The organism is Pseudomonas sp. App30 (assembly GCF_047947025.1).
GTDB lineage: Bacteria > Pseudomonadota > Gammaproteobacteria > Pseudomonadales > Pseudomonadaceae > Aquipseudomonas.
Genome location: NZ_CP133165.1, coordinates 2,826,343 through 2,850,588 on the forward strand (window position 1 = coordinate 2,826,343; position 24,246 = coordinate 2,850,588).

Annotated in this window: 22 protein-coding genes; 8 read left to right on the plus strand and 14 right to left on the minus strand. The window is 63.8% G+C overall.

Annotation, left to right across the window (positions count from 1 at the left end; translation table 11 throughout):
- Entirely contained in the window at positions 1-954 is a 954-nt protein-coding gene (ribF, locus tag RAM80_RS13115) for a bifunctional riboflavin kinase/FAD synthetase (RefSeq protein WP_416426958.1), read from the minus strand.
- A 108-nt stretch (positions 955-1,062) separates the two neighbouring features.
- Complete coding sequence (gene murJ / locus RAM80_RS13120; protein WP_416426959.1) at positions 1,063-2,601, minus strand: murein biosynthesis integral membrane protein MurJ; 1,539 nt, start codon at positions 2,599-2,601, stop codon at positions 1,063-1,065.
- A gap of 254 nt (positions 2,602-2,855) precedes the next feature.
- Between murJ and rpsT the strand changes: the two genes are divergently transcribed.
- A complete protein-coding gene (gene rpsT, locus RAM80_RS13125; protein WP_027981210.1) occupies positions 2,856-3,131 on the plus strand; it encodes a 30S ribosomal protein S20 in 276 nt (91 codons plus the stop codon).
- A gap of 68 nt (positions 3,132-3,199) precedes the next feature.
- Here rpsT and RAM80_RS13130 read toward each other — a convergent pair whose 3' ends face one another.
- The 6 genes from RAM80_RS13130 to rplU all read right to left on the minus strand — a co-directional run bounded on the left by RAM80_RS13130 (position 3,200) and on the right by rplU (position 8,238).
- Positions 3,200-3,955: a LuxR family transcriptional regulator gene (locus RAM80_RS13130; protein WP_416426960.1), complete on the minus strand. Its 756-nt coding sequence runs from the start codon at positions 3,953-3,955 to the stop codon at positions 3,200-3,202.
- Between the two features lie 470 nt (positions 3,956-4,425).
- Positions 4,426-4,890 (minus strand): CreA family protein, encoded by a 465-nt coding sequence (locus tag RAM80_RS13135; protein WP_416426961.1) that lies wholly within the window; start codon positions 4,888-4,890, stop codon positions 4,426-4,428.
- 9 nt (positions 4,891-4,899) lie between these two features.
- Positions 4,900-6,018 (minus strand): glutamate 5-kinase, encoded by a 1,119-nt coding sequence (gene proB, locus RAM80_RS13140; protein ID WP_416426962.1) that lies wholly within the window; start codon positions 6,016-6,018, stop codon positions 4,900-4,902.
- Positions 6,019-6,222: 204 nt separating this feature from the next.
- Entirely contained in the window at positions 6,223-7,446 is a 1,224-nt protein-coding gene (cgtA, locus tag RAM80_RS13145; protein WP_416426963.1) for an Obg family GTPase CgtA, read from the minus strand.
- Positions 7,447-7,631: 185 nt separating this feature from the next.
- Entirely contained in the window at positions 7,632-7,889 is a 258-nt protein-coding gene (gene rpmA / locus RAM80_RS13150) for a 50S ribosomal protein L27 (protein WP_003281574.1), read from the minus strand.
- 34 nt (positions 7,890-7,923) lie between these two features.
- Positions 7,924-8,238 (minus strand): 50S ribosomal protein L21, encoded by a 315-nt coding sequence (gene rplU / locus RAM80_RS13155; RefSeq protein ID WP_007950961.1) that lies wholly within the window; start codon positions 8,236-8,238, stop codon positions 7,924-7,926.
- Between the two features lie 239 nt (positions 8,239-8,477).
- On the opposite strand from rplU, the gene RAM80_RS13160 reads away from it, so the two are divergent.
- From RAM80_RS13160 to RAM80_RS13170, 3 genes are all read left to right on the plus strand, one after another.
- Positions 8,478-9,446, plus strand: a complete 969-nt coding sequence (locus RAM80_RS13160) for a polyprenyl synthetase family protein (protein ID WP_416426964.1) — start codon at positions 8,478-8,480, stop codon at positions 9,444-9,446.
- A gap of 153 nt (positions 9,447-9,599) precedes the next feature.
- On the plus strand, positions 9,600-9,941 hold the full coding sequence (locus tag RAM80_RS13165) for a zinc ribbon domain-containing protein YjdM (protein WP_416426965.1): 342 nt from the start codon (positions 9,600-9,602) through the stop codon (positions 9,939-9,941).
- A gap of 139 nt (positions 9,942-10,080) precedes the next feature.
- Positions 10,081-10,323, plus strand: a complete 243-nt coding sequence (locus tag RAM80_RS13170; RefSeq protein WP_158153825.1) for a hypothetical protein — start codon at positions 10,081-10,083, stop codon at positions 10,321-10,323.
- Between the two features lie 143 nt (positions 10,324-10,466).
- Here RAM80_RS13170 and RAM80_RS13175 read toward each other — a convergent pair whose 3' ends face one another.
- The 5 genes from RAM80_RS13175 to RAM80_RS13195 all read right to left on the minus strand — a co-directional run bounded on the left by RAM80_RS13175 (position 10,467) and on the right by RAM80_RS13195 (position 15,171).
- Positions 10,467-11,084, minus strand: coding sequence for an FKBP-type peptidyl-prolyl cis-trans isomerase (locus tag RAM80_RS13175; RefSeq protein WP_416426966.1), 618 nt, complete (start codon positions 11,082-11,084; stop codon positions 10,467-10,469).
- Between the two features lie 121 nt (positions 11,085-11,205).
- Positions 11,206-11,511, minus strand: coding sequence for a DUF6482 family protein (locus RAM80_RS13180; RefSeq protein WP_416426967.1), 306 nt, complete (start codon positions 11,509-11,511; stop codon positions 11,206-11,208).
- A gap of 103 nt (positions 11,512-11,614) precedes the next feature.
- The gene (locus RAM80_RS13185) at positions 11,615-12,103 is read right to left on the minus strand and encodes a TIGR00645 family protein (RefSeq protein ID WP_027981200.1); all 489 of its coding nucleotides are present in this window, start codon (positions 12,101-12,103) and stop codon (positions 11,615-11,617) included.
- Positions 12,104-12,249: 146 nt separating this feature from the next.
- Complete coding sequence (locus tag RAM80_RS13190; protein ID WP_416426968.1) at positions 12,250-12,570, minus strand: hypothetical protein; 321 nt, start codon at positions 12,568-12,570, stop codon at positions 12,250-12,252.
- Positions 12,571-12,732: 162 nt separating this feature from the next.
- Positions 12,733-15,171 carry a Lon protease family protein gene (locus RAM80_RS13195; RefSeq protein WP_416426969.1) on the minus strand — a complete coding sequence of 813 codons (2,439 nt, stop codon included), beginning with the start codon at positions 15,169-15,171 and terminating at the stop codon, positions 12,733-12,735.
- A 250-nt stretch (positions 15,172-15,421) separates the two neighbouring features.
- On the opposite strand from RAM80_RS13195, the gene RAM80_RS13200 reads away from it, so the two are divergent.
- The 3 genes from RAM80_RS13200 (at position 15,422) to RAM80_RS13210 (ending at position 18,320) form a co-directional block, all read left to right on the plus strand.
- Positions 15,422-15,910: a DUF3015 domain-containing protein gene (locus RAM80_RS13200; RefSeq protein ID WP_416426970.1), complete on the plus strand. Its 489-nt coding sequence runs from the start codon at positions 15,422-15,424 to the stop codon at positions 15,908-15,910.
- 81 nt (positions 15,911-15,991) lie between these two features.
- Positions 15,992-17,845 carry a DUF4105 domain-containing protein gene (locus tag RAM80_RS13205; RefSeq protein WP_416426971.1) on the plus strand — a complete coding sequence of 618 codons (1,854 nt, stop codon included), beginning with the start codon at positions 15,992-15,994 and terminating at the stop codon, positions 17,843-17,845.
- Between the two features lie 124 nt (positions 17,846-17,969).
- Positions 17,970-18,320, plus strand: a complete 351-nt coding sequence (locus RAM80_RS13210; protein WP_416426972.1) for a hypothetical protein — start codon at positions 17,970-17,972, stop codon at positions 18,318-18,320.
- A 163-nt stretch (positions 18,321-18,483) separates the two neighbouring features.
- Here the strand turns inward: RAM80_RS13210 and ettA are convergent, their stop codons facing one another.
- Complete coding sequence (ettA, locus tag RAM80_RS13215) at positions 18,484-20,148, minus strand: energy-dependent translational throttle protein EttA (protein ID WP_416426973.1); 1,665 nt, start codon at positions 20,146-20,148, stop codon at positions 18,484-18,486.
- A 245-nt stretch (positions 20,149-20,393) separates the two neighbouring features.
- Here ettA and RAM80_RS13220 point away from each other — a divergent pair, with 245 nt between their 5' ends.
- On the plus strand, positions 20,394-24,227 hold the full coding sequence (locus RAM80_RS13220) for an EAL and GGDEF domain-containing protein (RefSeq protein WP_416426974.1): 3,834 nt from the start codon (positions 20,394-20,396) through the stop codon (positions 24,225-24,227).
- Positions 24,228-24,246 lie beyond the last annotated feature (19 nt).

Consider the following 24,246-nt stretch of genomic DNA (forward strand, 5'->3'; position numbering starts at 1 on the left):
TCAGGCTCTTGGGTTAGCAGTTGGCCGATGCTCAAGGGCATAGGCTCGGGCGGCGGCGACATCCGCATCGATCGCCGACTTCAGCGCCTCAAGGGAGGCGAAACGCTGCTCATCACGCAGCTTGTGGTGGAATACCACCGTCAAACGCCGGCCATAGAGGTCACCGGCAAAGTCCAGCAAATGTACTTCCAGGTGGGCACTGCCATCACCTGCAACGGTTGGCCGCACGCCTATGTTGGCGACTCCCGGCCATAGCGTGCCGTCGATTTCGGCGCTTACCTGGTACACCCCGGTAAACGGTACGCGACGGCGCTTGAGCTGCACGTTGGCGGTGGGCCAGCCCAGTTGGCGGGCCAGCTTCTGGCCGTGCAGCACCCGCCCGGCAATGCGGTACGGGCGGCCGAGCAGCTGCTCGGCCAGGGAAAAATCGGCGGCGGCCAGGGCCTTGCGCACCTGCGTGCTGCTGACGCGCACGCCATCGAGCTCGACGGTCTGCGCCGCTTCCACGGTGAAGCCCTGGACCACGCCTGCCTGCATCAGGAAGTCGAAGTCGCCCAGGCGGTCGCAGCCGAAGCGGAAGTCATCCCCCACCTCCAGGTGCTGCACACCCAGGCCATCGACCAATATGGTGTCGACGAACTCGGCGGCGCTGAGCTTGCTCAGGCGCTGGTTGAAGGCCAGGCACAGCACGCGGTCGACGCCCTCCTCGGCCAGCAACGCGAGCTTGTCACGCAGGCGCGCCAGGCGCGCCGGGGCCGTCTCGGGGGCGAAGTACTCGCGCGGCTGCGGCTCGAAGATCACCACGCAGCTGGGCACGCCCAGCTCCCGGGCACGCTCGCGCAGCCGCGCCAGGATAGCCTGGTGGCCACGGTGAACACCGTCAAAGTTGCCAATAGTGGCGACACAGCCCCGATGTTGGGGCCGCAGGTTGTGGAGGCCTCGAACCAGCTGCATAACGCGCTTCTTGCTCATAAAGTGGCCGATTATAACCACACACGGGCGCTGGCGACAGGCGCCACCGCCCGCCATGGGGCACTAAACCGGAAAACCGACGCCGGACGGTCAGGCCAGCCCGCGGCGGGCAAAGTCCCGCAGCCGGAAGCCAAACGCGAACAGCACACCGAAATACACTACCACGCCTGTCAATACCAGGGCGCCCAGGCGCAGGAAACGCGCCAGCATCTGGCCGTCGGACCAGGCCGGCATATAGTGCATCAAGCCCAGCAGCACGGCGGCCATGGCAATTACTGCCAGCAACAGCTTGACGAAAAATGTCATCCAGCCCGGCTGCGGCTGGAACATGTCCTGCTTGCGCAGCTGCCAGAACAGCAGCCCGGCGTTCAGGCAGGCACCGCCGCTGATAGCCAGGGCCAGCCCGGCGTGGGCCAGCGGGCCGATGAACACCAGGTTCATCAATTGCGTGGCCACCAGGGTAAAGATGGCGATCTTCACCGGCGTGCGGATGTTCTGCTGGGCATAGAAGCCAGGGGCCAGCACCTTGATCAGAATGATCCCCAGCAGGCCCACGGCGTAGGCAATCAGTGCGCGCTGGGTCATGGAGGCGTCGAAGGCGTCGAACTTGCCGTACTGGAACAGCGCCACGGTCAGCGGCTCGGACAGCAGCGCCAGGGCCACGGAACACGGCAGCACCAGCATGAAACACAGGCGCAGGCCCCAGTCCAGGATGCGCGAGTATTCCTGGCGGTCACGGTTGGCGTAGGTCTTGGCCAGGGTGGGCAGCAGGATGGTGCCCAGGGCCACGCCCAGCACGCCGGACGGCAGCTCCATCAGCCGGTCGGCGTAGTACATCCACGACACCGAGCCCGCCGCCAGGAACGAGGCGAAGATGGTGTTGATGATCAGCGAGATCTGGCTCACCGACACACCCAGGATGGCCGGCCCCATCTGCTTCATCACCCGCAGCGCCCCGGTGTCGCGCCAGCTGAAACGCGGCAGCACCAGCATGCCGATCTTCTTCAGGTGCGGCAGCTGGTACAGCAGTTGCGCCAGGCCACCGGCCAGCACGCCCCAGGCCAGCACCATGATGGGCGGGTGGAAATAGGGGGTCAGGAACAGCGCGAAGATGATCTGCGCGATGTTCAGCAGCGTCGGGGTAAAGGCCGGCACCGAGAAACGGTTCCAGGTGTTGAGGATGGCGCCGACGAAGGATGACAGCGAGATCAGCAGTATATAGGGGAAGGTCACCCGCAGCAGGTCAGCCGTGAGCTGGAATTTTTCCGGCGTGTCGGCAAAACCCGGGGCCGTGACCCAGATGACGAACGGCGCGGCGATCATCCCCGCCACCGTCACCAGGGCCAGCACCAGGGTCAGCATGCCGGCTACATAGGCAATGAACGTGCGCGTGGCCTCCTCGCCCTGCTGGCTCTTGTACTCGGCCAGGATCGGCACGAAGGCCTGGGAGAAAGCCCCTTCGGCGAAGATCCGCCGCAACAGGTTGGGCAGCTTGAAGGCAATGAAAAAGGCGTCGGTAGCCATGCCGGCGCCGAAGATACGGGCGATCAGGGTGTCGCGCACGAAGCCCAGCACCCGCGAGATCATGGTGATGGAGCTGACCGCAGCCAGTGACTTGAGAAGATTCATCGAAAGATTTTTCTGCCTTCTGGACGAAAGAGCAGCGCGAGAATGCGCCCAACTGTGCGATACTCCGCGCCGCATCAGCAGGCAGAGCCAAAACTCGCGAGTTTACAGGTCATGCGCCAGAAGTGAATCACTTCGCTCTGGAGAGTGACCACTCAGCGGAACGTCTCACCCACCCTTGACAATAGATCCAGTCATCGGCATGATTCGCGGCCTATTTTGTTTGCTATTTAAAAAGTCTTTCGAGGAGCTCGACGGTGGCCAACTCACCTTCCGCCAAAAAACGTGCTAAACAGGCTGAGAAGCGTCGCAGCCACAACGCCAGCCTGCGTTCCATGGTCCGCACCTACATCAAGAATGTAGTCAAAGCCATTGACGCAAAAGACGCCGAAAAAGCACAAGCTGCTTACGTTCTGGCCGTGCCAGTTATCGACCGTATGGCCGATAAAGGCATCATCCACAAGAACAAGGCTGCTCGCCATAAAGGCCGTCTGAATGGCCACATCAAAGCACTGGTTCAGGCTGCCGCCTAAGCAATTGCTTGATGTACCAAAAAACCGACCCTAGGGTCGGTTTTTTGTTGCCCGCGAAAAGCTACCGCTTAAAACGTGATCAGGCCCTGGGACACGGCAATGCCGATGGCATGCCCGCGATTGGTCGAGCCCAGCTTGTGGCCCGCGTTAGCGATGTGAAAGTCCACGGTGCGCTCGGCACAGCCGATGATGCGACCAATTTCCCAACTGGTCTTGCCCATGCTCGCCCAGCCCAGGCACTCCGCCTCCTTGAGCGTCAGGCAGGTCTCTGGCGACTGTTCGATGACCATGCGCCGCTGCAAACCCTCGATCAGGTAGGGCACCAGCATGAACAGCATGCCCAGGTCATCGTCACGCCCAACCTGCACCCCCTCCCCCGCAACATGCGCCACGCTGAGCGACCCCACCAGCGTCTTGCCGCGCAGCGGAATGCTGACCCCACCCTGCAAGCCCTCGGCCGCCAGCGCCTCCCAGTACTCCCTGGAGCGCCCCCGCGCGCGACGCTGGGCACGCTCCCAGAACAGCGGCTTGAGGTGCTGGCGACAGTGGCGAGCAATAGGATCGATGTCCTGGTAGCGCTCGCGCTCATAATGCTCCAGCCAGCCACTGGGGAAGTTGGTCAATGGGCGAACGGGCTCGGCCCCTTTGACCGAACCAAACGACATCGAATAATAACGAAAGCTCATGCGCTTCAATATCCGGCGCAATCGCAACTCCCAACCGCGCTGATGAGCACGCCCCGCCAACAAGGCAAAGTCTGCCAGCAATGAACTTTCCAACAGACGAACGCTGTCGACCGACTGATTCGAAATCCGGCTTTTCATATTATTTCGCACTCAATTTACACTGCAACCATTACAAGGGGGACAGCGCTATCCCCCTCCATGGCAACACCCACGACCCATGGGCCCTGCCGTCGCGCCGGCGTGCGACGGGCGGGACACTACGCATGGACGGAAAACGTGTCAATGCGCCGAAACACTTTGGATTAGCCGGGAAGCGCAACCCTGGAAAGTGAATAACGAGGGAACATTCAGCATTGAATCAAGGCGCCACGCTTTGTTTCAACGGGTTAAAAAGATATTTTCGAAAATAGCCGATAGCAACCCACATAACAAAATTCCCGGCGCAGCAATACTGTACTTTCCCCAAGGAAACCAACCCCCCTTATTAATCAAAGATTAATTAATAACAATAATATTCAAGAGGGAATAATAGTCCCGCACATTAATCCCGCGCATAAAAAACGGCGAGCAATGCTCGCCGTTATGTGCAGCCGTCAGACCACGCCCGGTTACGGCTGGGCCCAGGGCAGGATCGGAATGGCCGTCACCGCGTTCTGCGGGCTACCCTCGATGAGGCGGTCGCTGTACACCAGGTACACCAGGGTGTTGCGCTTCTTGTCCAGGAAGCGCACCACCTGCATGGTCTTGAACACCAGCGAGGTGCGCTCCTTGAACACCTCCTCGCCATCCTTCAGGTCATCGGGCAGATGGATGGGCCCCACCTGCCGGCAGGCGATGGACGCCTCGGCACGGTCCTCGGCCAGGCCCAGGCCGCCCTTGATGCCACCGGTCTTGGCGCGCGACAGGTAGCAGGTCACGCCCTGCACCTTGGGATCATCAAAGGCCTCGACGACAATACGGTCGTTGGGGCCCACGAACTTGAACACCGTCGACACCTGGCCAATTTCCTCGGCCGAGGCAAACAACGGCAATGCCAGCAGCAGCCCGACCGCCGCCTTGATGATCACGCGCATGAGTATTCCTCAGACCAGGATGAGATTGTCGCGGTGCACCAGCTCCGGCTCGGCGATGTAGCCCAGCAGGCGCTCGATGACCTCGGAGGACTGGCCGATGATTTTCTGCGCCTCGGCAGCGCTGTAGTTGGCCAGGCCGCGGGCGACTTCACGCCCGTCGGGCGCCAGGCACACCACCATCTCGCCACGACGGAAACCGCCCTGCACACCCTTGACGCCCACCGGCAGCAGGCTCTTGTGACCTTCCAGCAGGGCCTGCACGGCACCAGCGTCCAGGGTCAGGGTGCCACGCGTCTGCAGGTGGCCAGCCAGCCACTGCTTGCGCGCTGCCAGCATGCCGCGCTCGGGCGACAGCAGGGTGCCCAGGCGCTCCCCGGCCTTGAGGCGGTCCAGCACGCGCTCCAGGCGCCCGCCAACGATAATGGTATGGGCACCGGAACGGGCAGCCAGGCGCGCAGCGCGCAGCTTGGTCTGCATGCCGCCGCGGCCCAGCGCGCCACCGGTACCACCCGCCACCGCGTCCAGCGCCGGGTCATCGGCACGGGCTTCGTAGATCAGCTGCGCATCGGGGTTGTTGCGCGGGTCGGCGTCGAACATGCCGTCACGGTCGGTGAGGATCACCAGCAGGTCAGCCTCCACGAGGTTGGCCACCAGGGCCGCCAGGGTGTCGTTGTCGCCGAAACGGATCTCGTCGGTGACCACCGTGTCGTTTTCGTTGATGACCGGGATCACCCCCAGCTGCACCAGGGTGCGCAGGGTGCTGCGGGCGTTCAGGTAGCGCTTGCGGTCGGACAGGTCGTCGTGGGTCAGCAGGATCTGCGCCGTGTGCCGTCCATGCTCGGCAAAGCTCGACTCCCAGGCCTGCACCAGGCCCATCTGGCCAATGGCAGCTGCTGCCTGCAGTTCGTGCATGCCACTGGGTCGCTTGGCCCAGCCCAGGCGGCTCATGCCGGCCGCTACCGCGCCCGACGACACCAGCACCAGCTCCACGCCAGCCTCGTGCAGCGCCACCATCTGCTCAACCCAGACGCCCATGGCGGCACGGTCCAGACCCTTGCCGTCAGCTGTCAGCAACGCGCTGCCGATTTTCACGACCCAGCGCTGCGCACCCGTCACCTTGCTCCGCATGTTCTTCCAACCTATGCCCGGGAGAATTAATTCGTAGAAACCAAAACGCCGCTCCCTGGGGAGCGGCGCTGTAGTTTACTACGGGTCCTGCATCAAGCGGTGTGTCAGTTACGACCTCTTCGCGGGCAGAGCCCGCTCCCACAGAGCCCGTGACCAGCCTCAACGCGTGGGAGCGGGCTCTGCCCGCGAAGAAAACACCACCAATCAGTCGCGCACGTAGATGATTTCCGGACCGTCTTCAGCGTCCTCTTCATCCCAGAAGCTGTCGTCCTCGCCAATGTCGTGGACGCTCTTCACGCCGCTGCGGCGCAGGGCACGGGCATCGTCCAGGGCTTGCAGCTGGGCGCGCGCCTCGTCTTCGATGCGCTGGTCCAGGTCACGCAGCTCTTCGGCGTAGGCCGGGTCGTTGGCCAGGCGGTCGGCACGGTCTTCCAGGTAGCGCATCAGGTCGCGAGTCAGGCGCTCGGTCCCTTCCTTGGCGATGGCCGAGATCACGTAGACCGGACCTTCCCACTGCAGGCGCTCGACGATTTCCTTGACGCGCGCCTCGTGCTCTTCTTCCAGGATCTGGTCGCACTTGTTCAGCACCAGCCAGCGCTCGCGCTCGGTCAGCGACGGGCTGAACTTGGTCAGCTCGTTGACGATGACTTCAGCAGCATCGGCCGGGCTGGTTTCGTCCAGCGGCGCCATGTCGACCAGGTGCAGCAGCACGCGGGTACGCGCCAGGTGCTTGAGGAAACGAATGCCCAGGCCAGCACCGTCGGAAGCACCTTCGATCAGGCCGGGAATGTCGGCGATGACGAAGCTCTTCCAGCGGTCGACGCTGACCACGCCCAGGTTCGGCACCAGGGTGGTGAACGGGTAGTCGGCGACTTTCGGCTTGGCGGCCGAGACCGAGCGAATGAAGGTGCTCTTGCCGGCGTTCGGCAGGCCCAGCAGGCCAACGTCGGCCAGCACTTTCATTTCCAGCTTCAGGTCACGCTGCTCGCCCGGCTTGCCTGGCGTGGTCTGGCGTGGCGCACGGTTGGTGCTCGACTTGAAACGGGTGTTACCCAGGCCGTGCCAGCCGCCATGGGCAACCAGCAGGCGCTGGCCGGCCTTGACCAGGTCGCCGATGATTTCCTGGGTGGCCGCGTCAATCACGGTGGTGCCGACCGGCACGCGCAGCTCCAGGTCTTCACCCTTCTTGCCGGTGCAGTCGGTGCTGCCGCCGTTCGAACCGCGCTCGGCGTCGAAGTGACGGGTGTAGCGGTAGTCCACCAGGGTGTTCAGGTTTTCGTCGGCGATCATGTAGATCGAGCCGCCGTCACCACCATCACCACCGTTGGGGCCACCGTTCTCAATGAACTTTTCCCGGCGGAAGCTCATGCAGCCATTGCCGCCGTCGCCTGCTTTTACCCGGATGGATACTTCATCAACAAATTTCATGAAAAACGCCTCTCGCCTTACGGACGAGCCAAAAAAAGCAAAGACATAAGGCTCTTGCAAAAATGAGCGCGGCGGACCCCATCAACGATACTCGCGCCAGCGGCCCATGCAAACCTTTGCAAGAGACTCACCCCACAAACGAAAAAGCCCCGTCGCGAGACAGGGCTTTCCAAGCGAACTCGCGATTAGGCCGCGACTACGCTCACGTAACGACGACCGAAGGCGCCTTTTACTTCGAACTTGATCACGCCTTCGACTTTAGCGAACAGAGTGTGATCTTTACCCATGCCAACGCCGTAGCCAGCGTGGAATTGGGTGCCGCGCTGACGCACGATGATGTTGCCTGCTTTGATAGCCTGGCCGCCATACATCTTCACGCCAAGGCGTTTGGCTTCTGAGTCGCGACCGTTACGGGTACTACCACCAGCTTTTTTGTGTGCCATGAGTCAATTCTCCTAGTGAGGAATTAGGCTGAAATTAAGCCTGAATACCGGTGATTTTGATCTCGGTGTACCACTGGCGGTGGCCCATGCGCTTCATGTGGTGCTTACGACGACGGAACTTGATGATACGAACCTTGTCGTGACGACCTTGGGAGATCACTTCAGCAACAACGGTAGCGCCAGCAACAACTGGTGCGCCGATGTTGACGTCGTCGCCATTGGCGACCAGCAGAACGCGATCAAAGGTAACGGATTCGCCAGTGGCGACTTCCAGTTTCTCGATCTTCAGGTACTCACCCGGGGCGACTTTGTACTGCTTGCCACCGGTAACAATTACTGCGTAAGACATGGTATTTCTCCGATAATCCTGCTCACCCAGCTCTTTATAAGTAGAGTGTCGGCTGGCATGGCTGCATGGGGTGGAACGACCCAAATGCAATTGCGTAAGGCAGGTGCTGCCCAGGAAGTTCAGGGTGCGCGATTGTACGCAAGCCCCGCCCGCCTTGCAATAGGCCGTCCATCGCGCCTTGACAGGGCCGGACCTGAGACCTAGCATGCCGCGCAACCCTTCTGGAGCACCTGTCGCTGATGCAACCCCAAGCTTTCTACCGCGCGGTGGCGGACGATTTCAACGCCGTCGACGTCATCATCAAGAAGCAACTGACTTCGCGCGTACCGCTGGTGTCGAAAATCGGTGACTACATCACGTCGGCCGGGGGCAAGCGCCTGCGTCCTTTATTGGTGCTGCTGTGCGGCAAGGCCCTGGGGCGCGAAGGCGACCAGTTGCGCCTGCTGGCGGCCACCATCGAATTCCTGCACACCGCCACCCTGCTGCACGACGACGTGGTCGACATGTCCGGCATGCGCCGTGGCCGTTCCACCGCCAACGCCATGTGGGGCAACGCCCCCAGCGTGCTGGTAGGCGACTTCCTGTACTCGCGCTCGTTCGAGATGATGGTCGAGCTGGGCTCGATGCCGGTCATGCGCATCCTGTCCCAGGCCACGCGCGTCATCGCCGAGGGCGAGGTGCTGCAATTATCCAAGGTTCGCGACGCCAGCACCACCGAAGAAGTGTATATGGAAGTTATTCGCGGCAAGACCGCGATGCTCTTCGAAGCGTCCACCCACAGCGCCGCGGCCCTGGCCGAAGCCACGCCAGAGCAGGCCGAAGCGCTGCGCACCTTCGGCGACCACCTGGGCGTAGCCTTCCAACTGGTCGACGACCTGCTGGACTACAAGGGCGACGCCGAGACCCTGGGCAAGAACGTCGGTGACGACCTGGCCGAGGGCAAGCCGACCCTGCCGCTGATCTACACCATGCGCGAAGGCACCGCCGAGCAGGCTGCCCTGGTGCGTCGTGCCATCCAGAAAGGTGGCATCGAAGACCTGGAAAGCATCCGCGCCGCCGTGGAAAGCTCCGGCGCCCTGGCCTACACCGCCAACCTGGCCCGCGACTACGTGAAGCGCGCCATTGCCTGCCTTGATGTGCTGCCGCCCAGCGAATACCGCGACGCGCTGGTCGAGCTGAGCGAATTCGCCGTAGCTCGTACGCACTGATACCTGTGGGAGCTGGCTTGCCAGCGAGCCTTTAGACCCTAACAGCTCGCTGGCAAGCCAGCTCCCACAGGCTTGTCAATTCCGCAGATCCCCCGCCGGGTTAAAAACCCTATACAATGCGCGCCTTTATTTTGCCCGCACCGAGGATCCCGCGTGAGCACTCTGCCTGCCTGCCCCAAATGCAACTCCGAATACACCTACGAGGACGGCACCCAGCTGGTGTGCCCGGAATGCGCCCACGAGTGGTCGGCCAGTGGTGAAACCGAGGCTGGCGGCGATGACGCGGTGAAGAAGGACGCGGTAGGCAACGTGCTGCAGGACGGCGACACCATCACCGTGATCAAGGACCTCAAGGTCAAGGGCACTTCGCTGGTGGTCAAGGTCGGCACCAAGGTGAAGAACATCCGCCTGTGCGACGGCGATCACGACATCGACTGCAAGATCGACGGCATCGGCCCGATGAAGCTGAAGTCCGAATTCGTCCGCAAGGTCTGAGCCGACGAATGGTTGCGAGGCTGCCCGCTGCGGCCTCCGCCCACCTCCCCCGCCCCGCCGCGAAAAAATTGACGCGATAGATCCTTGCTATTCTTTGAATAAGAATTATTCTCATTGAACGCTTTCAAGGAGAATCATCATGACCTATCTCATCGACGCCTGGCTGGACCGGCCACACCCTTACCTGCGCATCCTCCATCGGGAGACGGGCGAAGTGTGTGCGGTGCTGGAAGAAGAAGCGCTGGACGAACTGCGCGACCAGGGGGACCTGGACCTGTCCGGGTTGAGTTCCAGCGAGCCGATCGTGCTCAAGGAGCTGGTGCGCAACCTGTTTCTGTTCTGCTATGCCCGAGCGTTGCGCCCGGTAAGCAGCCTGCATTGAACCCTTGGCATATCCTGAATACAAACTCTGCCCTTGTGGGAGCGGGCTCTGCCCGCGAAGCAGACACTGCTGTAGAACTGAAGCTACGCGGTGCACTTTTCGCGGGCAGAGCCCGCTCCCACAGGGCGAGCCAACACTAGCGCTTACAGTACGTCCAGCAGCTCTACGTCGAACACCAGCACGCTGTGCGGCGGGATGCTGCCAACGCCCTGGGCACCGTAGGCCAGTTCGCTTGGCACGTACAGGCGCCATTTGCTGCCGGCGTTCATCAGTTGCAGCGCCTCGGTCCAGCCTGCGATCACGCCGCTGACCGGGAACTCGGCCGGCTGGCCACGCTCGTAGGAGCTGTCGAACACGGTGCCGTCGATCAGGGTGCCGTGGTAGTGGGTGCGCACGCTGTCATCGCGCGAAGGCTTGGCGCCTTCACCGGCGGTCAGCACTTCGAACTGCAGGCCCGAAGCCAGGGTGGTGATGCCGTCGCGCTTGGCGTTTTCAGCCAGGAACGCCAGGCCAGCGCCAGCGGCCGCTTCGGCCTTGGCAGCCGCTTCGGCTTGCATCACTTCACGAATGACCTTGAAGCTGGCAGACAGGTCTTCCTGGCTGACGCGGCTTGGCAGGCCGTTGAAGGCGTCGGTCAGGCCGGCCAGGATGGCGTCCAGGCTGACACCCGGCGGAGGGTTGTCGCGCAGCTGGTCACCCAGCTGACGGCCAATGCCGTAGCTGACGCGGGTTTCGTCGGTGGACAGGTTTACTTCGGACATCTTCGTGCTCCGCTGCAGGGCCCGGCAGCGGCAACCATGACGTCGCCTGCCTCCCCGGGCCCAAACCAAAAGGGCAAGCAGACTAGCACACTGAAGTGGCCAGTCCAGCCTGCCCGGGCCGTCAGTGGCGGGAGCGGAAGGAGATGGGCACGCGCAGGTCTTCCTCGGCGCTGTCGCCCAGGCCGCACATCTCATCATGCACCGAGCCGTGCACCAGGTGGAACGGCATGGCCGGCAGGGTCTGCAGCAGGTCGCGGGCATGCTCCACCGAGCGCAGGTGCAAGGCGTGGCCGGTGGCGTCGTTGAGCGGGTGGGACTTGCCGTGCATGCGGGCTTCAAGCAGGTAGATGCCGCCTTCGAGCGAGATCAGGTTGAGCTCGTCGATCATGCCGGCATTGGCGTGGGTGGTCAGTTCCTGAAAATTCATGACTGCACCTCAGGTAATTCGAATGGATGTCACCGCTCATTTTTCGTACAGCGGCGCACAAAGCACAAGGCGGCCGCCACGCCGCCCGTCCGATAGCTGTCGGTCAGTGCTTGGTGATCTTGTCCAGGTAACCCATGGCGAACGCGGACACCACGAAGGTCATGTGGATGATCACGTACCACATCAGGTATTGCGGCTCGATGTTGCGCGCGTCCATGAACATGCGCAGCAGGTGGATCGAGGAAATGGCGACGATGGACGCGGCCACCTTCATCTTCAGCGAACTGGAGTCCATCTTGCCCAGCCAGCTGAGCTTCTCCTCGCCTTCGTCGACGTCCAGCTGCGAGACGAAGTTCTCGTAGCCCGAGAGCATCACCATCACCAGCAGGCCACCCACCAGCGCCATGTCGATCATCGACAGCAGGACCAGGATCAGGTCTGCCTCGCCCATGGAGAACACGTTGGGGATGACGTGGAAGACCTCCTGGAAGAACTTCAGGGCCAGCGCCAGCAGCCCCAGGGACAAGCCCACGTAGATCGGCGCCAGCAACCAGCGCGAGGCGTACATGGTTTTTTCGATAAAGCGTTCCATTGAAAACTGCACCTGGGCGGTAAAATCGGGACGCGATTATACCTGCCAAGTGCACACTCTTGTGGGAGCTGGCTTGCCGGCGAGTTTTTGAAGGCCCTCAAAAACTCGCCGGCAAGCCAGCTCCCACAAATTTCCCACCGCGACATTCAAGACGAACAGCGGTGACAGCGCTCGCCGTTGATCTTGCGCAGCTGCGCCTGCAAGTGCAGCGACCAGATCTGCGGGTCACCCGCCACCTGGTAGCCGTGCAGCGTCAGGCTGTCGACGATGGCCTCCATCACCGACTCGGCCACCGTGGGGCCGGGGAAAGGCCCCTGGGACTTGATGGCGGAGGGTTGTTCGCCGGCCATGCCAGCGGCAAAAAGCAGTGTCCACATCCCGGTATCACCGGCCAGTGGGCGTATGCTGCATTCGATTCGGGTCACCAGACCCAGGCATTGGCGAGTAAGGCTGAGGTTGCGCGGCATGGCGTCGCTCCTCAATAAAGCTTTTGCTTCAACCTTCAAGGGAAGGCTGTTTCAATCCTGCGACCCGTGGCTATCCATGCCCTGAGGATAGAAGAAAACCTGGGCTGGCAATGTGCGACTGCGCAGTCAGGCGCCGAATGGTCATCCGGCGCCCTCCCCGCCTCAGGCTGGCTTGACCTGGGCCAGTTCGGCCTCGGCGTGCTCCTTCTCGGCTTCCTTGAGGTCTTCCTCGCTGATCATCTCGGCAATTTCCCGCAGGCGCTCCACCACCCGCGCGTTGACGCTGCCCTCGGGGAACTCGCCGTTGGCGTCCGGCGAACCGGCGTCCTCGCCCACCAGCAGGCTCAGGGCCTCGTCGGCCTGGCGCACGGCGTAGACGTGGAACTGCCCGGCACGCACGGCCTGCAGCACCTTCTCGTCGAGCATCAGGGTGGCGACGTTGGCGTGAGGGATGATGGCCCCCTGCTCGCCGGTCAGGCCGCGGGCCTCGCACAGGCGGAAGAAGCCTTCGATCTTCTCGTTGACCCCGCCTACCGCCTGCACTTCACCGAACTGGTTGATGGAGCCAGTGATGGCGAAGCACTGCTTGAGCGGCGTGCGCGACAGCGCCGAGATCAGCGTGCAGGCCTCGCCCAGCGAGGCGCTGTCGCCGTCGACGTAGCCGTAGGACTGCTCCAGCGCGATGCTGGCCGAGATCGCCAGGGGGAATTCCTGGGCGTAGCGGCTGCCCAGGTAACCGGTGAGGATCATCACCCCCTTGGAGTGGATCGGCTGGCCCAGGTTGACCTCGCGCTCGATGTCGACGATGCCGCTGCCGCCCGGGTACACCGTGGCGGAGATGCGCGCCGGCACGCCGAAGGCCGAATCACCGACCTCCAGCACCGTCAGGCCGTTGCACTTGCCCACGGCGGCGCCGTCGGTGTCGATCAGGATGATGCCCGCCAGCATGTCGTCGAGGATCCGCGCCGACACCCGTCCGGTGCGCGTGGCCTTGGCCTTCAGCGCGCGGTCGATGTGGCCGGCGTCGGTCATCTCGTCGTTGGCCAGGTGGCGAATGAAGTCCGCCTCGCTGACCAGCTGGAACAGGTCGCCGATACGTGCCGACAAGCGCCCCTGGTGTTCGGCCAGGCGCGCGCTGTAGGTGGCCAGGCGCGCCACGGCGTCGGCCGTCAGCGGTGCCATGCCCTCTTCCGAGGTGCGGGTCTTGAGCAGCTGGGCGAACTGCTCCAGGCTCTCGTCGACCATGGGAATGTCTTCGTCGAAGTCCACCAGCACCCGGAACATCTCCTGGAAGTCCGGGTCGGCGTCCTGCAGCGCGTAGTACAACTGGCGCGAGCCGATGATGATGACCTTGACCTGCAAGGGGATCATCTGCGGCGTCAGGGTGACGGTGGCCAGGCGGCCGTACTCGCCCAGCGGCGATTCCATCTTCAGCTTGCGCGACTGCAGGGCGCGCTTCAGGGCGTCCCACACGAAAGGCTCGCCGAGCATTTTCTCGGCTTCCAGAATCAGGAAACCGCCATTGGCGCGGTGCAAGGCACCCGGGCGCAGCTGCCGGTAGGTGGTGTACAGTGCGCCCTGGTCGGTGCTGTATTCGATGCGGCCGAACAGGTTGTCGTAGGTAGGGTGCGGCTCGAACACCACCGGCGCGCCGCCATTGCCCGGGTGGCCGACCACCAGGCTGGGGGCGTATTGCTCTTCGAGCAGCTTGCGCGCCTGGGCGTCGGTCTTGCTGTCGTCCACCAGTTGCTCGACCACGGTCTTGAGCAGGTACACCTGCATGGCCTGCAGGTAGGCGCACACCGCAGCGTTCTCGGCGTATTTTTCCGACAACGGCGACAGCAGCGGCTGCAGGGCCAGGGTGATGGTTTCCTCGTTCAGCTGGCGCAGCTGGTTGCCCGACTCGCGCTTCCACTGGGGCAGGCTGGCCAGCTCCTCGTTGAGGCGCTCTTCGAGGTCGGAAATGTCCGAATGGAAACGCTCGCGGTCGGCCTCGGGCAGCTGGGCAAACTCGGCCTCATCCAGCGCCTTGCCGTCGAGCATGGGCGTGAAGGCGATGTTGCTGCTGTCACGGTACAGGGCCACGTCCTTCTCCAGCGACAGGCGCTCGATCACGTCCAGGGCGCGGTCATAACGCTGGTTGAAGGCGCGGTCGATGCCGCTCTTCTTCTGCTGGTAGGAAGGGTGTTCGAACACCGCCGGGAAGGTCGACAGCAGGTTGTCGATCAGCCCGCCGATGTCGGCGATGAAGGCGCTGGCGGTGCCAGGCGGCAGTTCCAGGGCGCGCGGCTCGCGCGGCTCGTCGAAATTGTTGACGTACACCCAGTCCGGCGGGGTCTGCAGGCGCTTGCCTTCGGCCTTCAGGTAGCGTTTGACGAACGAGAAGCGGCCGGTGCCCGGCTCGCCCATGACGAATACGTTGTAGCCGGGGCGTGGCATGGCCACGCCGAATTGCAGCGCCTCCACGGCGCGTTCCTGGCCAAGCACACCGCGAAAGGGCTCCAGATCATTGGTGGTGGAGAAGCTGAACTGTTCAGCGGAAAACGGACGGGTCAGCGCTTCTGGCGCAAGACGCAAGCTGGCAGCAACAGGATCAGGCATCGGGCATCCTTACTTCGGCGGGGCAGATGACGGCATTCTGGCGCCGATAAGCGCCAGCCTGCAAGCGACATGCGCGGTGGATGCGGACGCGGCGTTGCGGCCGCTGCTACGGGGATGGGTGTCAGGCTCAAAAGGCAGTTTTTCAGTTGAACTGTGAATCCCCGCCTAAACTCCAAACTGCGTCCTGGAGCCGTGCCGTCCCAGGTAGTCCTGAACCTTGAGCTTTGCACCTTCAAAAGAGAACAAAGCTATGAAACGGATTCTTCTGGGTACGCTCTTCACTGTTGTCTCGCTGAACGCCATGGCCCAGGCCCCTGGCGGCCCGGACTGCGGTTGGGGGAACATGCTGTTCCAAGGCCAGCGCGGCACCCCCGCCCACTTCCTGGCATCCACCACCAACGGCACCTCGGGCAACGCCACCTTCGGCATGACCTCGGGCACCAACGGCTGCTCCACCAACGCCGCGCTCACCTACGGTGGCAAGTCGTGGATCGCCATGAATGGCATGATGAATGAACTGTCCGAGGACATGGCCAAGGGCCAGGGCGAAGCCCTGACCACCTACGCCGTGGTACTGGGCGTGGCGCCACAGGACCGCGCCTACTTCGAATCCGTCACTCACCAGCACTTCCAGGACATTTTCACCACCGCCAACGTCACCGCCGACGATGTCCACGCCAACACCCTGCACGTGCTGAAAAACGACCCTCGCCTGGCCAAGTACGCAACCGAGGCCTAAGCTCGAACCGCCCGCCCTTCGGGGCGGGATTTCCACGCCACTGCGGCACGCCTTTTCGTCCATCTGATTTAGTTGCCAAAGATGCTCAAACGCCTTGCTTACCTGGCGCTCTGTGTCTGCGCCCCGCTGCATGCCGCACCTCACGTGGATCCATCCCGCATCACCGCCTTGGCAGCCGACCCGTACTGGCTCGCCCTGGGCCACTACACCCCGGCCAAACTGGATGGCTGGCGCAGCTACGTCGATGACAGGCGCTTCTTCCTGGCCGCCGACGGCGCCCACCACCCGGACCAGGAACTGGCGGCCACGGTCACGGCGCTGTACGCCCCTGCCAGCCTGGGCAACCAACAGGCCCAGTGCGTGTTTCCCGCGCGCACCCGCTGGTTGCGGCAACAGCTGGACCTGCACGATTTGCCCACGCCCGAGTGCAGCGAATTCCAGCAGTGGTACAAGGAAATCTCCCCCCACCACACCGTGCTGGTGTTCCCCGCGGCCTACCTCAACAGCCCCTCGTCCATGTTCGGCCATACCCTGCTGCGCATCGACCAGGCCGAAGCCAGGCAGGACAAGACCGCTCTGCTGAGCTCGGCGATCAACTTCGGCGCCTACATCGAGGGCAACGACAACAGCATCCTCTACGCCTGGAAGGGCCTGGCGGGCGGCTACCCGGGCATGTTCTCGCTGGTGCCCTACCAGCAGAAACTGGCCGAATACCGCAGCCTGGAGAACCGCGACCTGTGGGAGTACCACCTGGACCTGACGCCCGAGGAAACCGGACGCATGGTGGAGCACGTGTGGGAGCTCAAGCAGATCCGCTTCGACTATTTCTTCTTCGACGAAAACTGCTCGTACCGCCTGCTGGAGCTGCTGCAAGTGGCGCGCCCCAGCCTGCGGTTGACCGGGCAATTCCCGCTGACGGCCATCCCCACCGACACGGTGAAGGCGGTGAAGCAGGCGGGCATCGTCGGCGAGATCGATTACCGGCCTTCCCGCGAGCGGGAGCTGCTGGCCCGTGCCAAGCCCCTGGATGCCGATGAGCAACAGTGGGTGCTGAAGGTGGCCGCCGACACCGGGCAGTTGCAGAACCCCGCCTACAGCGCTTTGCCGGCCCCGCGCCGGGCGCTGATCCAGGACGCCGCCTACCGTCTCGAGCGCTACCGCGCCACCGCCCAGGAGCGCGACCCGGCCAGCGCCCAGCGCAGCTTCCAGCTGCTGCGCGCCATCAGCCAGAACCCCCCGCCGGAGCTGCAGGTAGAGCGCCCCGGCCTGCCAGAAGACGGCCACGACTCGCGCACCTGGCAGGTGGCTGCGGGCAACCGCGACGGCAAGAACTTCGCCGAGTATGGCCTGCGCATGGCCTACCACGACCTCAACGACAACAGCGAAGGCTTCCCCCTGGGCGCGCAGATCGAGATCCTCAATACCAGGCTGCGCCAGTACGAGGGCAACCGCTGGCAGTTGCAGCGCCTGGACCTGGCCACCATCCGCTCCATGACCCCGCGCAACGAGCTGCTGCAGCCCTTGTCCTGGCAGGTGACCGGCGGCCTGGAACGGGTGCTGGGCAAGCACGGCGGCGAGACCCTGGTCAGCCACGTCAACGGCGGCGCCGGCGGCACCTGGCAACTGGGCGAACACACCCTGGCGTTCGCCCTGGGCACCGCGCGGCTCGAACACAACAATGACTTCTCGGCCATGCTCTCCCCCGCCGCCGGCTTCGACAGCGGCCTGCTGTGGCGCAACCGCCTGGGCAACCTGCGCCTGGAGGCCCAGGGCGACTACTTCCTCAACGGCGAAGTACGCCGCACCCTGAGCCTCAACCAGCAGTGGGAGCTGTCACGCAACCTGGGCCTGCGCTTGAGCGCCCAGCGCGACTTCAGCGAGCTTGCAGGGCCACGCAACGAGGTGATGGTGGAGCTCAAGTGGTACCACTACTGACAATTCCATCACACGGCGTTGACGGGGCAGCAACCAAATCGAACCTAGACTTGACTCACGGGTCCACCGTTTGACCGTCGCAGTTTCCAGGCGGGAGCGGTGGGCATGAAACGGGAGTCGGATCATGTGGCGCTGTGTGGTGGTTTTGATGGTGGTGGCGCTGGCGGGATGCCAGTCCACCCATGAGCAAATGGTCAGCCAAGGGTACCCGCCGGGTTACGCCGACGGGTTCAAGGATGGCTGCGGCAGTGGCCGGGAAGCGGCAGGCGTCAACGGCTTCTTCCGCAAGGATGTGCCGCGTTACCTCAACGAGAAGGTCTACGCCACCGGCTGGGACGACGGCTTCAGGCAATGCCAGGCCAGCGCCAGCGCGCAGCCGGACCAGAGCGACTGGAGCGTGCAGCACGGCGACGACCGCGAGCGGGCGTGGCAGCAGCAGAAAACCCAGGGCGAAGGCCGCGCGTACCACCCTTGATTGCTGCCGACCAACAAATGCGTAGCCGCTGCCGCCAGGCTGCGCTGGCCAGCGTGAACCCTGAAGATTTCCAGCGAGGCATAGGGCCAGCGCAGCCTGCGGCAGCGGCTACGCGTTTGCGGTACGGCCCATAAAAAACGGGGCCCGAAGGCCCCGTTTCTGTTTACGCCAGTTTCTTGTGGCGTACCCGGTGCGGCTGGGCCGCTGCGTCGCCGAGGCGCTTCTTGCGGTCGGCTTCGTATTCGGTGTAGTTGCCTTCGAAGAACACGGCCTGCGAATCATCCTCGTACGCCAGGATGTGGGTCGCAACGCGGTCCAGGAACCACCGATCGTGAGAGATCACAATGGCGGCGCCAGGGAAGTCCAGCAGCGCTTCTTCCAGCGAACGCAGGGTTTCCACGTCGAGGTCGTTGGATGGTTCGTCGAGCAGCAGGACGTTGCCGCCCTCTTTCAAGGTCAGGGCCAGGTGCAGGCGGCCACGCTCACCACCGGACAGGTCCTTGACGAACTTCTGCTGGTCGCCGCCCTTGAAGTTGAAACGGCCGACGTAGGTGCGCGACGGGATCTCGTAGTTGCCGATGCGGATGTTGTCCGAGCCGTCGGATATCTGCTGGAACACGGTCTTGCTGCCGTCCAGGTCGTCACGGCTCTGGTCCACGCAGGCCAGCTGCACGGTTTCACCGATCTCGATGCTGCCCGAGTCCGGCTGTTCCTTGCCCATCAGCATGCGGAACAGGGTCGACTTACCGGCACCGTTACCGCCGATCACGCCGACGATGGCGCCCTTGGGCATGGCGAACGACAGGTTGTCGATCAGCACACGGTCGCCATAGCCCTTGGTGACGTTCTTGAACTCGATGACCTTGTCACCCAGGCGCGGACCGGCCGGGATGTAGATCTCGTTGGTTTCCGAACGCTTCTGGAATTCCTGCGACTGCATTTCCTCGAAGCGCTGCAGACGAGCCTTGGATTTCGACTGGCGGGCCTTGGCGCCCTTGCGCACCCACTCCAGCTCTTCCTTCATGGCCTTTTCATGGGCCGACTGCTGCTTGGATTCCTGGGCCAGACGGTCGGACTTGGCTTCCAGCCAACCCGAGTAGTTGCCCTCGTAAGGAATGCCGGCGCCGCGGTCCAGTTCCAGGATCCAGCCTGCCACGTTGTCCAGGAAGTAACGGTCGTGCGTGATCGCTACCACGGTGCCCGGGAAGTCGTGCAGGAAGTGCTCCAGCCAGGCTACCGAGTCGGCGTCCAGGTGGTTGGTCGGTTCGTCGAGCAGCAGCATGTCGGGGGCCGACAGCAGCAGGCGGCACAGGGCCACGCGGCGCTTTTCACCACCCGACAGGTGTTCTACCTTGGCGTCCCAGGCCGGCAGGCGCAGGGCGTCGGCCGCCACTTCCAGCTGGCGCTCCAGGTTGTGGCCGTCGCTGGCCTGGAGGATGGCCTCGAGCTTGGCCTGTTCGGCAGCCAGTTTGTCGAAATCGGCATCCGGATCGGCGTAGGCGGCATACACTTCATCGAGGCGCGCCTGGGCGTCCTTGATGACGCTGACCGCTTCTTCCACCACTTCACGCACGGTCTTGGCCGGGTCAAGTTGTGGCTCCTGCGGCAGATAACCCACGTTGAGCTCGGGCATCGGGCGGGCTTCACCGTCGAATTCCTTGTCGACGCCGGCCATGATTTTCAGCAGGGTGGATTTACCCGAGCCGTTGAGGCCCAGCACGCCGATCTTGGCGCCAGGGAAGAACGACAAGGAAATGTTTTTGAGAATTTCCCGCTTCGGCGGCACAACTTTGCTCAGCCGATGCATGGTGTAGACGTATTGAGCCATGAGAAACCTGGTGACAGTAGACAGATGAAGAATCCGCGAGATGGTCAAAGCTACCGGAATGCGCGAGACAGGGCAAACGACCTGCAAGCACTAGTGGCACATGGCCATAAAACAAGGCATGCTAGCCGCCCTTCGGGCGTCCGGCTTATAGTGCGCGCAGTTTATGGCCAGGGGGCCCTTTGCAGCGGGCTGCAAGCCCTGTTGCCAGCCACTTGCCACAGCCAGCCAGACCGCAGGATCACAGTTTGACCAACCTCAACCAGCCGTCATCCCTGCGCTCCCCGATCAACGCGACCGGCGAGCCGACGCGCGGCACCTTAAAAAGCGCCCTGGCCCTGCTGGCCTTGCTGCTGCTGACCCTGCTGGTGTGGCAACTGCTGGACCAATTCAAGCATAGCGTTGCCGACCAACGGCAGCGCACCCTGGACTACACCACGGTGCTGGGCGAGCACCTGGGGCTGAACATGGCCCTCAAGGGCCAACAGGCGCTGTACCGCGCCACCAGCGGCGACGCGCAGACGCCCCAGGGCGTGCAGGCGCTGCTGCAGGCGCACCTGCCGGCCCTGCAGAGCGTGGCCCGGCTCGACAGCCAGGGCAACGTGCTCGCCGACAACGGCCATGCCGCCGCCGGCTACGACCTGCCCAGCCTGGTGAAGCGCAGCCTGGGCGAGAGCTTCCACTTCAGCCAGAGCCCCGACGCCCATCAGGTATACCTGCTGCTCAGCGCCAGCGAGCGCCCCGGCGAAGGCTACTGGCTGCTGCGCCTGGACACCTCCATCTATTCCATCCTCACCCACCGCGTCGACCCTACCGCCCCGCCGCGCTGGCTGCTGGAAAGCCGCGAGCCGGCGCTGGTGCTGCAACGCGACCCGGCCAGCAGCGAGACCGGCCTGGCCCTCAGCGCCCGCGAGCAGGCCCAGAGCGTCACCAGCGTGCCGCTGGCCAACACCGACTGGCAACTGCGCACGCTGTTCGACGAACACGACGCCGAGTTGCAACTGCTGCCCGCCCTGATCGGCAAGTTCCTGCTGCTGGGCGCCTGCTCGCTGCTGCCGCTGCTGGCGCTGTTCAACCTGCGCCGCCGCCAGCGCCAGCTGCATGAAGACCGCCGCCGCTACCAGGACATCTTCGAGGGCACCGGCGTGGCGCTGTGCGTGCTCGACCTGTGCGCCCTGCAAGACTTCCTCGCCGCCAGCGGCATCGCCACCCCCGCCGAGCTGGACACCTGGCTGGCGGCCCAGCCGGCCCGCCGCGAGGCGCTGATGCAGCAGCTGCGCATCACCGAAGTCAACCAGATGGCCCTGGGCCTGCTCAACGTCGAAGACAGCCAGGGCGCCTGGCAGCGCCTGTTCGGCAGCGACCGGCTGGACAACGCCAGCGTCGGCCGGCAACTGCTGGACACCCTGCTGGGCGAGCAGCGTGAGCTGGAAACCGAAATTCGCATCAACGACCGCCTGGGCCAGCACCAGTACCTGTGGCTGACCCTGCGCCTGCCCCACGCCAGCGGCGACCACGGCTCGGTGATCCTCAGCATCAACGACGTCACCAGCCGCAAGAGCGTCGAGCTGTCACTGGTGGAACGCGAAGGTTTCTGGTCGGACGTGGTGCGCACCGTGCCCGACCACCTGTACGTGCAGGACGTGTTGAGCCAGCGCATGATCTACAGCAACCACCATTTGGGCCAGACCCTGGGCTTCAGCAAGGCCGAGCTGGTGCAGATGGGCGAATACTTCTGGGAGATCCTGCTGCACCCCGAGGACGCCGGCGACTACCAGCGCATGCGCCTGGCCCGGCGCCAGGACGCCGACCTGCAGCTGCTGCAGTGCCAACTGCGGTTCAAGCACAAGGACGGCCGCTGGCTGCGCTTCGACATCCGCGAACAAGCCCTGGCCCGCGACAGCGAAGGCCGCGCCACGCGCATCATCGGCGTGGCCAAGGACGTCACCGAACAGATCGAGGCCAGCGAGTCCCTGCGCGACAGCGAGCAGCGCTACCGCATGCTGGCCGAAAGCATCAGCGACGTGATCTTCTCCACCGACAGCCAGCTGGCCCTCAACTACGTCAGCCCCTCGGTGCAGGCAGTGCTGGGCTACGACGTGAAGTGGGTGTTCGACAACGGCTGGCAGTCGACCATCGCCAACCCGCAGCAGCTGACCGGCATCTACCAGCTGATCGAACGGGTCAGCAAGGTGCTGGACCAGCCCGATGAATTGGCCGCCCTGCGCAACCAGCTGACCACCCAATTGTTCGTGCTCGACTGCCTGCGCGGCGATGGCCGCAAGATCCCCATCGAGCTGCGCCTGGTGCTGGTGTGGGACGACCACGGCACCTTCGAGGGCATCCTCGGCGTGGCCCGCGATATCAGCCAGCAGCGCCGCGCCGAGAAAGACCTGCGCATGGCCGCCACGGTATTCGAGCACTCCACCTCGGCCATCCTCATCACCGACCCGGCCGGTTACATCGTGCAGGCCAACGAGGCGTTCAGCCGCGTCAGCGGCTACGAAGTGGCGCAGGTGCTTGACCAACTGCCGACCATGCTCACCGTCGACCAGGAGCAACAGGCGCACCTGAGCTACGTGATCAAGCAGCTGCACACCCGCGGCACTTGGGAAGGCGAGGTGTGGCTCAAGCGCCGCAGTGGCGAACATTACCCGGCCTGGGTGGGCATCACCGCGGTGTTCGACGACGAAGGCGACCTGGCCAGCTACGTGTGTTTCTTCAGCGACATCAGCGAGCGCAAGGCCAGCGAACAGCGCATTCACCGCCTGGCCTATTACGATGCCCTCACCCACCTGCCCAACCGCACGCTGTTCCAGGACCGCCTGCACACCGCGCTGCAGCAGGCCGAGCGGCAGAAGTCATGGGTAGTGCTGATGTTCCTCGACCTCGACCGTTTCAAGCCGATCAACGACTCCTTGGGCCACGCCGCCGGCGACCGCATGCTCAAGGAAATGGCCACGCGCCTGCTGGCCTGCGTGGACGACGAAGACACGGTGGCGCGCATGGGCGGCGACGAGTTCACCCTGCTGCTGCAACCGCGGGCCACCCGCGAGGCGGCGCTGAACCGCGCCATCCACGTGGCTGAGCAGATTCTCACCAGCCTGGTGACGCCGTTCGTGCTGGAGAACCGCGAATTCTTCGTCACCGCCAGTATCGGCATCGCCCTCAGCCCGCAGGACGGCAGCGAGCTGAGCCAGCTGATGAAAAACGCCGACACCGCCATGTACCACGCCAAGGAACGCGGCAAGAACAACTTCCAGTTCTACCAGGCCGACATGAACGCCAGCGCCCTGGAGCGCCTGGAGCTGGAAAGCGACCTGCGCCACGCCCTGGAGCAGAAAGAGTTCGTGCTGTACTACCAGCCGCAGTTCAGCGGCGACGGCAAGCGCCTGACCGGCGCCGAGGCGCTGCTGCGCTGGCGCCACCCCCGCCGCGGCCTGGTGCCGCCGGGCGACTTCATCCCGGTGCTCGAGGAGCTGGGCCTGGTGGTGGACGTCGGCGACTGGGTGCTGACCGAGGCCTGCCGCCAGCTGCGCGCCTGGCACCAGGCCAAGGTGCGCGTGCCCAAGGTGTCGGTGAACATCTCGGCACGGCAGTTCTCCGACGGCCAGCTGGGCACGCGCATCGCCAACATCCTCAAGGAGACCGGCCTGCCGCCGGCCTGCCTGGAGCTGGAACTGACCGAAAGTATCCTGATGCGCGAAGTCAACGAAGCCATGCAGATCCTCGACAGCCTGAAGTTCCTGGGCCTGAGCATCGCGGTGGACGACTTCGGCACCGGCTACTCGTCGCTCAACTACCTCAAGCAGTTCCCCATCGACGTGCTGAAAATCGACCGCACCTTCGTCGACGGCCTGCCCGAGGGCGAGCAGGACGCGCAGATCGCCCGCGCCATCATCGCCATGGCCCACAGCCTGAACCTGGCGGTGATCGCCGAGGGCGTGGAAACCCACGAGCAGCTGGACTTCCTGCGCGAGCATGGCTGCGACGAGGTGCAGGGCTACCTGTTTGGCCGGCCCATGCAGGCCAGCCGCTTCGAGGCGCAGTTCAGCAACGACGCGCTGTTCATGTTCGACTGAACAGTGTGGGAGCTGGCTT